The following is a 14,019-nucleotide window of genomic DNA, read 5'->3' on the forward strand; positions in this document are numbered from 1 at the left end:
CCCTACAGCGGGTCTTTTATTTTGCTTCGTAAAACACCGCGCCAGCTTCTTCCTGTAGATAGTCACGATAGTTTTCGAAGAGAACGACTTTTCCACTCGCATCAATGAAGTACTTGTCCCCTGTTAAAATCTCACTACCAAACATGTCCTCTATTGGATGTTCTTCAGTTCGGTAATTAGCGTTGCGGAATCGTTCATGGTCCAGGTAATCGATTTCCGGATAGCCTGTTTTCATCGCCATTTCAATTGCTGGGTGATTCATCGCTTTTCCTCCTTTCCGAGTCGTGACAAAAGCATGTAACCCAGAACAATGTAAGGCGTCACGATAATCAGCATTTCAAACTTTTCCGTTAAAGTTAGCATGTCATCATCCTTTCTGATGGTTGAATCCCATCAAGAAACGCCGGGACATCAAAGGGGGGAGGGACGTATAAACTGGGGGGATTCTACGTCTTGCCCCGACGCTTCTTGACAGGAGCCAAAGCTCCCGACATGTGTTATAATGGTTTTAGATATCAATTTTCGTTCAGCCGATTGACATTGCCGTGTCAGTCGGTTTTTTTATGCACAAATTTTACTGAATGTGCATTGACTCCCATTGCAGTCAACTTTGCTAGTAAGAAGCTGAAGTTCTGCTCGTCTGTCTTTGCGTTTTTCATGACGCGCACCCTTTGCATGCATTGGTATAGATGTGTGATTCGCGCTGTCGCTTCATTAACATTGTCTGTCCATATGCACCGCTCGATAGCTTCCAGTTGTTTAAGTGCCAAGCCTTTTAATTCAATAACTTCCTCAATGTCTTCCGACTTGTAATCTTGTTCTCTCACAACAACCCTCCTAGTCTTATAAAGCCGATTACTCCAGTTCCTACTGTTGATAAAATAGTAGATAGCATTGTTACACCTTCCACTCCTGCGATAAATGCGACAAGAACATCCGATGAATCTGTAGCTAATGCCCACCGTTGAAACAACGTCATCATAGGTTCTTTTCTGTCATTTTCGATACGTGATACATCTGCCTGCTCCATGTGCAACATGTCTGCCAACTCTTCTTGAGTCAGCCCCTTTCGCATACGGCAAGCCTTTAATATTGCACCGTAAGCCATTCTCTCTCACCCCCTTTTGCAATATGTCAGATTGACATACTCATAAAATGTGGGATGTTGTACTCTATAGATGTAGCTTCCAAATCCTCCGCAACAACAACCTCTTGATCTACTTACTGAAACCTCTTACCTAGCCGGGGTCCCTCCCCCGGCACTCCTAGCTTCACTCACCTTCACGTTCAATCATTTCTAGGATGTAAGTCATCGCGTCAATCATTTCGCGTAATTCATCAGGGGAAACATAAACTTCCGCAGTGTCTTTCGGTTCGAGAATAATATTGTTCTTAGTGCTTTTCTTTTCATCCTTCAAGTAGCTTACAAGGCTGATTGTTGCAATGTCGTTATCTGAAAGACCCTCCACGTTCAATGTGAAATCCTCTCCAGTTACGCTTACTTTTTTCAGCAATTAGACGACCTCCCTTTCGCTTTCGATTAAAGTGAGTTTTGTTTTTTCCATAGTTGGTAAAACTCCCTTCATCTTCAAAGTTTGATAGATGAACAATCTACCTTTCTGTGTCCACTTAGTCAGAAGGCTTGTCCCTTCCGTTCCATCCTTTTTCTTGAACTTCGTTGTCTCTGATTTTGTGTAACCCAATCCTTTATGTTCTGCGTATAACAACCATTGGCCATTCATTTTGTACTGGATGCCATGTTTATTAAGTAGTTTGTTAAATGCTATGGCGGTCATGCCGTAGTCCTCAGCGATTTGAGTAGTAACCATCAGATCAGTAGATTTTAAAACTTCATCCACATAAGTCGCTTTTGGCTCTAATTCTGAAACACGTTGATCAAGAATTTTGTTTTCAAGTTGCAACTGCTCTTTTTCTTCCTCTGCTGCTACCAGTTGAAGAAGTGCTTCTTTATAGTTGGTTGGAAGTTTTGGTTTTAGAGCCTCTTCCAATTCGTTGAATGCTCGGATAAATGACAACTTGAACTGCATGGCTTTTTTTCCTGTGAAACCCATAGCGATCAACGAGAATCCATCGCGATTCATCAAGATAACTCTCCGGTCCCTACCGTAACTGTCAGGCTCTGACGTCTCAAAAAACATAGGTCGAGAATCCGGCTCATCTTTAATCGTGCGATCAATACTTTCCAATACGTGCTTGTGTTGTTTCTCGAACGATTCTGCTACTTGTAAAGAACTTGTAACCGCCTGCCGATCTTGCATGATGACCAATTGACTCATTGAACATCCTCCCTTTCTACAACCACTCATTCATAATGATTTCTTCCAAAGCCTTCGCAGTCGGTCCCTTTAACCAAATCCGCTTACCACCTTTTTCACGTTTCCGCTCATATCGCTTAATTCGAGGGTCGTTTAGGATGTGGTCCTCCAGTGTCTTTCGATTAAAAGTCGTAGCGCGCATAATATCGTTGATGTCCCAAAAGAGAATAATTGGTTGAGCTGCTGTGTTCACTAATTCATTTAGTTGCTGATTGACTTTCTCGGGTGTAATTCCCGACATTTCAAACAGCGTTTGAATCACCGCGCTTTCTGCTTGCATATTGGCCCTCCTTTTTTGTTTTCCTAATCTGTTAAACTATTAGCAGACTGGAGGTGTAAAATATGTCAATCAATTTTAGTAATAACGATTTATTGCTGATTTATGGGCACTTTTCTAAGAAAGTAATAGAATTGGAATTGCTAAAGGCGAGGCCTGATAACCCTATCGACTTAAGCAATGTTAATCAAGACATCGAATTGTTTTCTTCAATAACAAGCAAGATCGAAAGTGTGCATCCTTCAATTACTAAATTGAAATCGCACCTTTGATTAACCTTTAAGGTTTTTCAATGTTTCGGTTGCAGGAATGTACTCTTCGATTGTGATGAGTACATTCCGTTCTCCTATCTTCACCGCTCGCATATAGTGTTTCTTTTTGCGAAGTAACATAGCTGCTATGAAATGTACGAACATCCATTTCCCTCCTTTCCGCTTGTCCTCTCACACCCATCAACAAGTGCCCGACGTCTTGGCGTGACCTATTGGTGCGGCTCGCCATCGTAATTAATAGGTCTTGGCCTGCTCCGCTCTTTCGGATGCTTGTTGAGGGGTGTGAGGATAAATTAAATACTTAAACCACTTCTTTCCCTTCACTCATATTATAAATAACGGAATCCGTTAGTTTGTTATCAAAAAAAATACCAACATTTATATCAAGAGCTCGGGATAGAATTTTTAAACGTTCTACATCTATTTTTGTCTCTCCGTTCTCGAGTCGGCTATAAGTCATCGTTGTTACCTTCAGAACTTTCGCCAAATGAGTTTGAGTGACCCCTTTTGCTATTCGAATTTTTTTTAAGTTCTCATGAACCATTTTTTATCACCTCACTAACTAACGTTATCCGTTAATTACACTATACTAACGATTTCCGTTAATGTCAACACATAAATATATTAATTTCTCAAATACCGTTAGTTTTGTATCATATTACGTTATTTATTGGTATATTCTCTTAAAAAGGAGGTTCGCTTGTGAGTGTTGGTCTACGGATAAAGCAATTAAGAAAAAGTTCCCACTTAACGCAAAAACAATTAGCAGAAAGAGTGAATGTTTCATCACAAGTGATATCTAACTGGGAGAGAGAATATACCGAACCGGGTTCTGATGACGTAAAAGAATTAGCCAAGGTATTCGATTGTTCGGCAGATTACATATTGCTCGGTGAAAATAAAACGGATGATGCAGTAAACGAAGAGAAAGAATTCCAAGCATTCATAAACGATCCAGAACTTGAACGCTGGCATAGAGAGCTCCCGCAAAGTGATGAAGAAGACCTTAGGAAGTTGCGTGATATGTGGGAAATCATGAGAAGAGATAAGAAAGGCGATAAGTAAAATTCCATATTTCTTTTTGTTCAAGGAGGTTAATTTTGAATAACACGCTAAAATTCACCGGTTTTTTTATGATTTTAATAGGCATTGTAGGCGGACTTATTAATTACAACAAGATCGATACTGAAAACTATAAAATGGCCCAAAAAGTTGCAGACGAATTGATTAACAATTCAGTCGCGCAAGTAAATTTAGCTAGCGCTGAAATGGTTTACTCTTCTCAAATTACCATTGTTATACTGATTGTGTTTTTAGGCATAGTAGGAGGTTTAACTTTAATGGGTATTTCTAAACTACTAGATTTGAAAGAACTGCAGATTGCAGAAGCAAAGAAACAACATAGTATTTTAGAAAAAGCACTTCAGAACAAAGAGGATTAAATAAGCGGGGTGTAGAATTGACGGGACCACCAACAGACCGATTTGAAAAGTTTATCAAATCAAGATGGACATGGATTGTTGTTGCACTAGTAATCACATTAGGAATCGGTAGCACTATCGGAAGAACGAGCGCTAAAGTTCCTATCGAAGATAAAAAAGTATCATATGATGAACTGGTGGAAAAATTAGAGAAAAAAGAAAAGGAATTGTCTTCTATAAATGATGAGATTACTACCAGAAAAAAAGAGAGATCTCAATTAATAGAAGATCAAGCGAAGTTAAAGACGGAAATTAAGACACAGCAAATTGAGTTTGATGAAGCTTTGGAGATAATTAAGAACAAAGAAACCGTTCTTGCTGAAATCAAATCAAGTGAAACTACATTATCATCTAAACAAAGTGAACTAGAAGAAATAGAAAATACAATCACTACACGTAAAGATGAACTTGCAAAGGTAGAACAGTTAATAGTAGAGAAAGAAGAAGAACCATTAGAACTATCAGCTGGTCAATTTTTCGTGGGATCAGATATTCCTGCTGGCAGATATAAAATTACTCCTGTCGGACGCGGTAGTAACTTCCAAACGTATGATAAGGACGGTAGAATCGATGTCAATATTATTCTTAGTAATAGAGATGATTTTGGTTTGAAAGAATATATTACTTATCTGTTTGACGGTTACATTATCGACACACAAACTCCAGCTCGATATCAACCTGTGGAGTAATTATCAAAACGCCCTATCTTGGGCTTTTCTTATAATCGTTAAAAGAACATACGTTCCGAAAATACAACTTAGAAGGTGATTATCATATATATCTACAGCCATCTGGAAGACTATATCGTCGAGTTATATAAGAGAATCGGAATAAGCAGACCGAATCAATTAAGATTGGAGGTTATTGCAAAGCGCTTAGACATTACGGTTTATTCATTCGGATGGCCAAGTGAAGCCCTTTATTCGAACGGCCGCCAGTATATTTATCTAAACCGGTACCTGACTCCAGAGCAGAAATGGCAGGAATTCGCTCACGAACTTTGCCACGCCCTACGACATTCCGGCTATCAAAAAAGAATGTATCCGTTATTTAGAGAGTTGCAGGAATGGCAAGCTGACAATTTTGCGCTGCACTTTTGTATTCCGACCTTTATGCTACAACGAATCAAACTACCAACAGACAAAAAAGACGCTGCTTGTCTAATAGCAAAAACTTTTCATGTCGAATATGAATTTGCATTCAAACGACTTGAACTGTACAAAAACAAAATTTATGCAGGGAGATATGCGAAATGGCACGTGTGAAAATGACAAAAACAAAAATAGACAGTATTTACTGGTACAAGCAAGGGAAAGAAAAAAAGTTCGCCTATCGATATAAATATTACGACTCCCTAGGCAAACGTCGAGAAAAATCAAAGCAAAATTTCAATACGATTGAACAAGCTGAACGCGCTTTAATAGATGTCAAGGCTGCTATATTAGACGGGAATAACAGTTATGTAGAAAACGATAATTTAACCGTGGCCCAATTGAACGAAATATATATTGAAGATGCGAAAGTAAACTGGAAACCGACAACAGCAAGAAACCACGAATATATTATGGAGAACTACGTCCTAAATAAGATAGGTCGCCATAAGATTAAAAACGTCACTACTCTCATCCTGCAAAGAGAGATATTTGACCCTTTAATTAAGCAAGGATTAACTGAAGGTACCCTTATTTCTATATACCGACGAATAAGCGCAGTATTCAACTTCGCTTTTAAAAACGAAATGTTGAATAAGAAGAGAATTAACACCCCAAACCTTAAAAATGCAACTCAAGGTGTTAAGCGTGAGGCAATTCCGGTTGAAGGCATTGATAAAATTCTACAGATCATTCGAACGAAGTATAAAATATCACATTATACTTGTATATGCATGCTTGTTTTAACCGGAATGCGAATTGGTGAACTACGGGCGTTAAAATGGGAAGATGTCGACTTTGAAGGTAAATTTCTGCACATCACGGAAACAAGAGATCGCTTTGGATTAAGAGATACCAAAACAAAAAACAGCAAAAGGAAATTCCCAATGAACGAAGGTATAAAGAAAGTATTGATCGACTACAAGGTTTGGTACGACGATAAGATGGAGCGATATGGATTTCGAAACCCTGAAGGGTATGTCATTGTGAATTATGCTGGAAATCCTGTTGGCGAACGATTTCTTAAACGCATTATTGACTTAGTATGCGAAAGAGAGAAAATCGATTATTTTACCCCCCACTATCTCCGCCACACCTATGTATCGATTCAACTATCGAATAATGTCCCCATAACAACCGTTGCTGCCCTAATCGGTGACACTCCTGAAACCGTTTATAAAACTTATGCGCATTCATTTGAAAAGGATGAGATTGAAGCTTCCAACTTAATGGACCAAATTGTCGTTTTAGATTCTTTCAGTGATTGAAAAATGATTGATTTGGGGTACAAATTGGGGTACATGATAAATTGCATTCTTTTCAACCATGCAAACAGAAATGTGAAAACGTAGCAATACACCTAATAAACATTGTTAAATCAACGTTCACGCAATAAAAAAACACCCGTAATTTGTACGAGCGTTAAGATAACCATTTTGGCGGTGTGTTTTTGGACCAGAAGATATCACCTAATGAGTGATGCCCTGTAAATCCATCTTTAGCAATGTGGTAATGGAAATTATAAAAATAGCCGTCTTGCGGTCTTTTTTCTGTCCGAACGTGAAAACGGATTAAATCTTCATTGGATAATGTGTCGGTTACATGAAAGATTTTTTCAGCATATTGTCCTGAAGGTGATTGTGTAATCGAAAGACTGCGATTTTCAAGTCCGCCAACCGAAATAACTGTTTGTTGGATAACTTCTTCGATTTTAGGAAAAATAACTGTGTCAAATTCTCGTTCAATGACTGGACCGATTTTCGTACCAAACTTCACATATGCCAATTCATGCGCAGGATTCAGCAAAGCCTCTTGTATGGAAGGTAGTTCTTCGGTTAACGGTACAACATCAGACAAACCGATATGGTATTCATTATTCGAGGCAGTTGGTATGTCTGTCTCTCGGGAATCATTTTTCGGTTGGAGCGTCGTCCAAATTTCATGACTTGGTGAAATGACACCAAGTGTAAGGACGGCAACTAATGCAATGACTATTTTTTGCATGTATTGTTTCATCGTTAGCACCTCGACTTATCTTGTATATGTAGGAAGTTCATATTGTAATTAAATGAATAAATTTCTATGAAGTCAGTGAATTTATGTACGTTCTATGAATTATTACGTTTAATACTTGAAAAGGTTTCATATTTCTTACTTTCATTGTACAATAAAACGGAAGATAATTGTGAGGTTTTATGAAGGAGGTTATATAAATGAACGTAGAATTGTTTATGGGAATCGGATTGCTTGTACTCGTCCTTTATTTAAGCTCATTGAACTTTACGAATTAATGAAAAAACCGTCTCATCCAAAATGGACAAGACGGTTTTTCATTTAGTAATTGTACCGAAGTGAATTTTACTACTCGGTCGAATGGTGCGTTTGAATGCAAACTGATCAAAAACGACTGAATCATACCGTTCCTTTACAACGACACTGCGCTTGCACACCCGTAATGCTTCTCTTACCCATTCTTCCGTTAATGTTTTGTGAACACCAGCTTGGCGAAGCGCACTGAAATTTGAAGATTCTTCGATAGGCGAACTGAACATTGGATCGATATAAACAACATCCCACGAAGCCGTTTTTTGTGTTATTAAAAATTCGACTGCCTCCATATGCATTACTTCAATTGCTGCCATTGCTTCAGAAAGTATAGAAGAATCGGTCGCAAATGTTTGTAAGCCGACTTGCGTCAAAAATGCAACAGTCGCGTCCGCTTCTAATCCCATGCATCTCCCTGATTTCCCAATATGGTTAGCCGCAATGATACTGTCAGAAGCCAGACCAAGCGTACAATCCAAGAAATGATCCCCTATTTTCAATCCACTCGCTTCTATTAAAGGATCTGTTTCACCTTGCTGCACTCTTTTCAATCGAAATGCTGCAGAGTTCGGGTGGAAGAAGAACGGTTTTTCCATTCCTATTCGAAACAACTCATATCGTTCTTTCCCTGCAACGAGAACGTCTTTTCCATATTCTTTTTGCAGTCGTTGGACGGAGCGTTTATTCCGTGGGACGATTGGGAAACCAAGTGCTCGATGCGCTTTTTGGGCCAACTCGTCCGATAACTCGTCAGGACGGCCAGCTGTAGTGATGATTGTCATTCGTTCGTGCAAACTTGCTCCAAAGCCCCTGACAAGTGTACTTGAATTTGTTCCATTTCCGAACTCTCGATTTGTTCCCTAGGTATGAAATAGGCCAATTGACCGTCTTTCCAAAGAGCGATTGAAGGTGAACTAGGCGGTACTTCTGGGAAGTAGTCTCTCATTTGAGCAGTCGCTTCTTTATCTTGACCTGCAAACACCGTTAACAAGTGATCAGGTTTTTCACTAGCTCCGTTTAATGCTTCGCGCACAGCCGGTCTGGCTAACCCTGCTGCACAACCACAAACTGAATTGATGACGATTAACGCCGTACCTTCTAAGGCATCCATTGTTTCTTTCACTTCTTCAGCAGTAGTCAATTCTGTAAAACCTGCTCGTACCAGTTCCTCACGCATCGGCTTGACGATACCTTTCATGTATTCCTCGTATGCATTCATGCTTATCAAGTCTCCCTTTAAGTTCATTCGCTTCATTTTACTATGGAATCGTTGTAATTTCATTCATTGGAGATTGAAAATACATTTAGTTCATGCTTCTAAACCGTTTACGCGTTTAATCTCTTAAGTGTACAATTCATGTAATTTGTTTACATAATAATATTATGCGTTATCTATTAGCAAAAAAGAAGGGGAAATGACGATTACGCCATCATCCCCGTCATTTACGTACGATCAGTTTATCGACTCGACGTGAATCGAACGAGGAAGTCTTGTAGACGTTCACTTTGTGGATTCACGAGGATGTCTTTTGGATGCCCTTCTTCTTCGATAACACCTTCGTTGAGAAACAAAACGCGATCGGCGATATCTAAGGCGAAATCCATTTCATGTGTGACAAGGATCATTGCCATATCTCCTGATTTTGCCAAGTCGCGAATAACTTCCAACACCTCTCCGACCAGTTCAGGATCGAGTGCAGATGTCACTTCATCAAACAGCATAACTTTTGGTTTCATCATGAGGGCTCTCGCCATGGCGACACGTTGTTTCTGCCCACCAGACAATTGGTTTGGATACAGATCGACCTTGTCAGCTAGCCCTACTTTCTCTAACATTTCCAGAGCCGTTTTGCGGACTTCGCTCTTCTCTTGCTTTTTCACAATTGTTGGTGCTAACATGCAATTTTCTAAAATGGTCATGTGCGGGAATAAGTTAAAATGTTGAAACACCATGCCGATGTCTCCGCGTATAGAACGGAGATGTTTGTCGTCAGCTTCTACAAGCTCACCTTTAGTATTTTTCATTTGCCATAAGTTATGGCCATTGACTTCGATAACGCCTGAAGTCGGTTGTTCCAGTGTCATGAGCAGTCGAATGATTGTCGTCTTGCCTGAACCACTCGGACCGATCAATGCCACTTTTTCACCCGGCTGAATGTCTAGATTGATGCCTTTTAGTACTTCAATGTCACCGAATGCTTTATGAATGTCTTTATATTGTACAATTGGTTCTACCATGGTAATCTCCTCACTTTATAACGTAGCCGTCTTTTTATCAAAGCGTCGATTGTATTTTTTCTCTAACTTATTAATGAGCAATGCTGAAGGATAGCTTAGCAAGAGGAAAAACAATGCAACGACGGTCAATGGTTCAACGTATTTATAGTATTGGGCACCGTAATCATTCGCCAAGTGCAACATGGCAACTACACCGATAGTGGATGCAAGTGGAACCTCTTTAAACATAATGATTAAATAGTTCCCAAGCATAGGAATTGTCGGTGGTATTGCTTGGGGCAAAATGATATAGCGCCATTTTTGTGCGGTTGATAGATTAAGAGCCGTCGAAGCCTCCCATTGACCTTTTTCCACACTTTCAATCCCTGATCGATACACTTCAGATGTATACGTACTAAAGTGAATACCGAGTCCTAAAATGGCAGCGACAAAAGGATGCAATGTCACGCCGATGACAGGAATGACCGGCCATGCAAAGTAGATGAAAAACAATTGTACAAGCGGTGGTGTAGAACGGATAAACTCTGCAATCCACCTGAAGAGCCAATTGATTGATTTCACGGGAATGCGGCTCATAAATACCCAAAAGAACCCGAAAATCATCGCAAATACGTAACAGGCAATCGTTAAGCCAAGTGTAATCCACAAACCTTTAAAGATTAAGGGAATCACTTCAAAGAACACTTCCCAACTCCAAGTCATCCGTGAACCACTCCTTTCTTAGCGACCTTTTCCATCTTCCGTGTAAATCCAATAAGTGGCAATGCAAGAAGAAAGTAAAGAAGTAAAATGATGATGTACACTGTCGGAGCTTCAGTTAAATGTGTACTTCTGTAGATATTTCCGTAATACAATAAATCTGTCAAACCAATTAGCGATACAAGTGAAGTCGCTTTTAAGATTTGTATTAAATAATTTCCGTACTCAGGCAACATCATCCGTATAGCTTGCGGAATAATGACGTGCCGCATTTTTTGGAACTTCGATAAATTTAGCGCAATCGAAGCCTCCGTTTGGCCAGGGGGTACGGATAAAATGGCCCCTCTTACAATCTCGGACATATATGCCCCATAATTAAGCGAAATTGCAAGGACTGCTACCCATACATCACTTCCGAGATGGATATTGAACAAACCCGGCAACGCATATGAAAACCAAAAAAGCTGGACGATTAAAGACGTTCCTCTGAAAATCTCTACGTAAAATCCAGTGAACGTTGTCAACAGCTTGTTTTGCGAAACTCTTGATAAGCCTGCGATGAGCGCAATGATGGATGATAAAATAATCGAGAGGACTAGCACGATTAAGGTGATTTTGATTCCCCTCATAAGCATAAGGGTTATATCGGGTATGGAACTCATACAAACAACTCCAATTTTTTCTTTTGAATCTGAAACAACAAATTCTACTTCATGTAAAAAACTCAAGAACATGGCTACTCTGCAGGAACGGTTTTGCAAAAGTTCCTGCAGAGTTTGCAATGTCATTGCTGTGCCAATTTCAAATCGTCACATAGTAGCACAAGAACAACGAAGATCTGTCGTTTACAATTTAGTAATTTTCACCGCTGCAAACACTTTCAGTCGTAATCGCAGGGTCTACAACGTTCATTTCCTCCGTGAATCCAAATGGTTCAATCAACTCAGCAATTTTCCCACTTTCCTTCAACTTTTTCAGTTCAGCGTTATACGCTTCACGCAATTCATCATCGTCAATTCGGAAAGCAGCTGCCCCAAAGCTCGGAACACCTTCAATGTCGGGTTGCTCAAAGTCTGTTACGAACTCCAACTTGTCTTTGTTAGCGGATTCTAATGCCATCTTAATTGTCATCTCTGTACCAGTCGTGGCATGTGCACGGCCTGATTCAACAGCTGCAAAAGTCGCAGGGATATCCGGCACCATCATGATTTGACTTTCATCAACGCCTTCACGCATCATGAAGTCCTTTTCTGTCGCCCCACTCATGACAGCGACTTTAATGTCTGGGTTCGCAGCGATATCTTTGTAGCTACGCAAGTTTTCAGGATTGCCTGTAGCAACGATTAACCCTTCCCCGTATTGCATTTCAGGTTCTCCAAACGCAACACTTTTACATCTGTCAGGTGTGATGGCCATTCCCGCAGTAATGACATCGAATTTCCCTGCACCAAGACCAGGTATCAATTGACCGAAATCAGATAAATGCCCATCTACTTCTTCTATTCCAAGGTTTTTAAAAACCTCTTTAGCAATTGCGACTGCCCCACCTTGTAACTCACCGTTATCATCTTCAAATGCATACGGCTTTTCATTTGCAAATCCTACTTTCACAACACCTTTGTCTTGTAAGGATTGTAGAAGATCTTCCCCATCAGCACTTGAATCATTTCCACATGCTGCAAGAATTCCTACTAAAACCATGGCTAAAATACTACTCTTAAATTTCTTCACAAATTTCTCCCCTTTATTTTTTTATCAAACTTGCTAGTTTGATAGTTAACAGGTTACCATAGGAAATTTCAAACATCAAACGATTGTCGGTTGTTTTTATGTCTAAACATAGTCATTAAGACGGATGGAAGCTGTCATATCAATGTTTTAAAACCGCTAAATAAATTTAGAATAGTTTATAGCCAAATGATAATTCTGAATGAAAACGCTATCTTTATTAATCTTTTTCGCTAAACAGATAAGGTTTTTTCCAATCAAACGATCCTTAATTTCTTTAAAAATAAATAAAAACCGACTAACAATTTGATCGCTTGTTAGTCGGTTGGTTTGTTTTGTATACAATTAACCTCTATCTACTTGCCTACCATCTTTATTCTCTTGCATTTGTCATCTGCTTCCAAATGGATCCTTTTGCATCTTCCCCATCTTCAATCCGAGCAATCGCCATTTTCACTTGAAGTTTTACTTCAAACTCCGAATCATCCATTGCCGCCTTTAGTGCAGGCAAAGACTTTTCTGTTCCTGTTTCATAGAGGAACATAGCCGCACGCCACCTGACAAGTTTATTTTTATCTTGTAAAGCTTTAATAGCTGCAGCTTCAAAACCAGTAAATCCTAAATCACTCATGCAATCACCTGCCGTACGTCTGACCGCCCAACTTTTATCGTCCAAAGCTTTTTCAATATAAGGAATAACCTTTTCATCTTCAATCATGCCTAGATACACGACTGCTAGGCGACGAATTGACATTTTTTCATCTTCCAATGCTTTGTCCAATAAAGGTAAATCGGAAAGGTCTGGATCAGGCAGTTGTTCAATGAGCTGGAAGCGTTTTTCCCACTCTGCGACATCAAACTCCGCTACGGTGATTTTTCGTTTGTTGCTCGAAGTTTCCTCAATTCCTTCTTCGGCGTTCCGGACGATTAACTCCAAACGCTCTTGCGGATATGCCGCTTCAACTTCCTTGACGACAGTTTCACCGATTTCTTGTTTGTCCCCATATCTGATGCCGTAGTCCGCCCATTTACGAAGCAGAATATAATTCTCCACTTCTGTACTGTGCACTTGTTCCATCGCTCGCTTGAAACGATCACTCAAACCGAATCGCAGTTCCGAGTCACTATCAAACACTTTTACTTGAAGCGGTATGTCTTTATACGTTTGGACGTGCACATACACTTCACCAAAGTGTTCATCAGCTAAATCTTCCTTTTCATCCAGTACTTCACCGGATTTTGATTCTTCATTGAAAACAGCTTGCACTTCTGCCAAAATCTCTTCCCAAGCAACATTTCCAATCCGTTCCACCGCCATGAAGTTCATAACGTGGTAAATTCCTTTCACACCTTTAATCGCCAATAAGGATGAAACCGGGAACGGAGCACGCTCAGCATCTTCTTTTTTGTAATTATGCCCTACCCCTGTAGGCAACTCTTCATTCAACACAATTTTCATCGAATTCGGACTTGGTGTTGGTTCGATTGTGACAATTTGCATCATAGATCACT

Annotated in this window: 21 protein-coding genes; 5 read left to right on the top strand and 16 right to left on the bottom strand. The window is 39.8% G+C overall.

Annotated features, from left to right (window positions below; translation table 11 throughout):
• Positions 1-16: 16 nt before the first annotated feature.
• The 8 genes from QT711_RS11505 to QT711_RS11540 all read right to left on the bottom strand — a co-directional run bounded on the left by QT711_RS11505 (position 17) and on the right by QT711_RS11540 (position 3,429).
• Complete coding sequence (locus QT711_RS11505; RefSeq protein ID WP_317944389.1) at positions 17-262, bottom strand: YqaI family protein; 246 nt, start codon at positions 260-262, stop codon at positions 17-19.
• A gap of 286 nt (positions 263-548) precedes the next feature.
• Positions 549-827, bottom strand: coding sequence for a hypothetical protein (locus QT711_RS11510; RefSeq protein ID WP_317944391.1), 279 nt, complete (start codon positions 825-827; stop codon positions 549-551).
• The gene (locus QT711_RS11515) at positions 824-1,108 is read right to left on the bottom strand and encodes a helix-turn-helix domain-containing protein (RefSeq protein WP_317944393.1); all 285 of its coding nucleotides are present in this window, start codon (positions 1,106-1,108) and stop codon (positions 824-826) included. Before QT711_RS11515 ends, QT711_RS11510 begins: the two co-directional genes overlap by 4 nt.
• Positions 1,109-1,271: 163 nt before the next feature.
• Positions 1,272-1,514 (bottom strand): hypothetical protein, encoded by a 243-nt coding sequence (locus QT711_RS11520; RefSeq protein ID WP_317944395.1) that lies wholly within the window; start codon positions 1,512-1,514, stop codon positions 1,272-1,274.
• On the bottom strand, positions 1,515-2,297 hold the full coding sequence (locus tag QT711_RS11525) for a Rha family transcriptional regulator (protein WP_317944397.1): 783 nt from the start codon (positions 2,295-2,297) through the stop codon (positions 1,515-1,517). It abuts the gene before it with no gap.
• Positions 2,298-2,313: 16 nt separating this feature from the next.
• Complete coding sequence (locus tag QT711_RS11530) at positions 2,314-2,616, bottom strand: hypothetical protein (RefSeq protein ID WP_317944399.1); 303 nt, start codon at positions 2,614-2,616, stop codon at positions 2,314-2,316.
• Between the two features lie 269 nt (positions 2,617-2,885).
• Positions 2,886-3,029: a hypothetical protein gene (locus QT711_RS11535; protein ID WP_317944401.1), complete on the bottom strand. Its 144-nt coding sequence runs from the start codon at positions 3,027-3,029 to the stop codon at positions 2,886-2,888.
• A 157-nt stretch (positions 3,030-3,186) separates the two neighbouring features.
• Positions 3,187-3,429, bottom strand: coding sequence for a helix-turn-helix domain-containing protein (locus QT711_RS11540; RefSeq protein WP_317944402.1), 243 nt, complete (start codon positions 3,427-3,429; stop codon positions 3,187-3,189).
• 158 nt (positions 3,430-3,587) lie between these two features.
• Between QT711_RS11540 and QT711_RS11545 the strand changes: the two genes are divergently transcribed.
• From QT711_RS11545 to QT711_RS11565, 5 genes are all read left to right on the top strand, one after another.
• The gene (locus QT711_RS11545; protein WP_317944403.1) at positions 3,588-3,950 is read left to right on the top strand and encodes a helix-turn-helix domain-containing protein; all 363 of its coding nucleotides are present in this window, start codon (positions 3,588-3,590) and stop codon (positions 3,948-3,950) included.
• A 35-nt stretch (positions 3,951-3,985) separates the two neighbouring features.
• The gene (locus QT711_RS11550; RefSeq protein WP_317944404.1) at positions 3,986-4,327 is read left to right on the top strand and encodes a hypothetical protein; all 342 of its coding nucleotides are present in this window, start codon (positions 3,986-3,988) and stop codon (positions 4,325-4,327) included.
• Between the two features lie 17 nt (positions 4,328-4,344).
• Positions 4,345-5,055 (top strand): hypothetical protein, encoded by a 711-nt coding sequence (locus QT711_RS11555; RefSeq protein ID WP_317944405.1) that lies wholly within the window; start codon positions 4,345-4,347, stop codon positions 5,053-5,055.
• Positions 5,056-5,130: 75 nt separating this feature from the next.
• On the top strand, positions 5,131-5,631 hold the full coding sequence (locus tag QT711_RS11560; RefSeq protein WP_317944406.1) for an ImmA/IrrE family metallo-endopeptidase: 501 nt from the start codon (positions 5,131-5,133) through the stop codon (positions 5,629-5,631).
• Positions 5,619-6,785, top strand: a complete 1,167-nt coding sequence (locus tag QT711_RS11565; protein WP_317944407.1) for a site-specific integrase — start codon at positions 5,619-5,621, stop codon at positions 6,783-6,785. The genes QT711_RS11560 and QT711_RS11565 overlap by 13 nt, the downstream gene beginning before the upstream one ends.
• A 154-nt stretch (positions 6,786-6,939) precedes the next feature.
• On the opposite strand, the gene QT711_RS11570 is transcribed toward QT711_RS11565, so the two are convergent.
• The 8 genes from QT711_RS11570 to QT711_RS11605 form a co-directional block, all read right to left on the bottom strand.
• Positions 6,940-7,533, bottom strand: coding sequence for a YpjP family protein (locus QT711_RS11570; RefSeq protein WP_317944408.1), 594 nt, complete (start codon positions 7,531-7,533; stop codon positions 6,940-6,942).
• A 314-nt stretch (positions 7,534-7,847) separates the two neighbouring features.
• Positions 7,848-8,636, bottom strand: a complete 789-nt coding sequence (locus tag QT711_RS11575) for a class I SAM-dependent methyltransferase (RefSeq protein ID WP_317944410.1) — start codon at positions 8,634-8,636, stop codon at positions 7,848-7,850.
• On the bottom strand, positions 8,621-9,061 hold the full coding sequence (locus QT711_RS11580) for a BrxA/BrxB family bacilliredoxin (RefSeq protein WP_317944512.1): 441 nt from the start codon (positions 9,059-9,061) through the stop codon (positions 8,621-8,623). The genes QT711_RS11575 and QT711_RS11580 overlap by 16 nt, the downstream gene beginning before the upstream one ends.
• A 239-nt stretch (positions 9,062-9,300) precedes the next feature.
• Positions 9,301-10,080: an ectoine/hydroxyectoine ABC transporter ATP-binding protein EhuA gene (ehuA, locus tag QT711_RS11585; protein WP_317944414.1), complete on the bottom strand. Its 780-nt coding sequence runs from the start codon at positions 10,078-10,080 to the stop codon at positions 9,301-9,303.
• Between the two features lie 15 nt (positions 10,081-10,095).
• On the bottom strand, positions 10,096-10,782 hold the full coding sequence (gene ehuD / locus QT711_RS11590; RefSeq protein ID WP_317944416.1) for an ectoine/hydroxyectoine ABC transporter permease subunit EhuD: 687 nt from the start codon (positions 10,780-10,782) through the stop codon (positions 10,096-10,098).
• On the bottom strand, positions 10,779-11,408 hold the full coding sequence (locus QT711_RS11595) for an amino acid ABC transporter permease (protein WP_317944417.1): 630 nt from the start codon (positions 11,406-11,408) through the stop codon (positions 10,779-10,781). Before QT711_RS11595 ends, ehuD begins: the two co-directional genes overlap by 4 nt.
• Before the next feature lie 223 nt (positions 11,409-11,631).
• Complete coding sequence (ehuB, locus tag QT711_RS11600; RefSeq protein WP_398296034.1) at positions 11,632-12,480, bottom strand: ectoine/hydroxyectoine ABC transporter substrate-binding protein EhuB; 849 nt, start codon at positions 12,478-12,480, stop codon at positions 11,632-11,634.
• A 400-nt stretch (positions 12,481-12,880) separates the two neighbouring features.
• Positions 12,881-14,008 (bottom strand): conserved virulence factor C family protein, encoded by a 1,128-nt coding sequence (locus tag QT711_RS11605; protein ID WP_317944421.1) that lies wholly within the window; start codon positions 14,006-14,008, stop codon positions 12,881-12,883.
• Positions 14,009-14,019: the final 11 nt, after the last annotated feature.

The organism is Sporosarcina saromensis (genome assembly GCF_033253735.1).
GTDB lineage: Bacteria > Bacillota > Bacilli > Bacillales_A > Planococcaceae > Sporosarcina > Sporosarcina saromensis.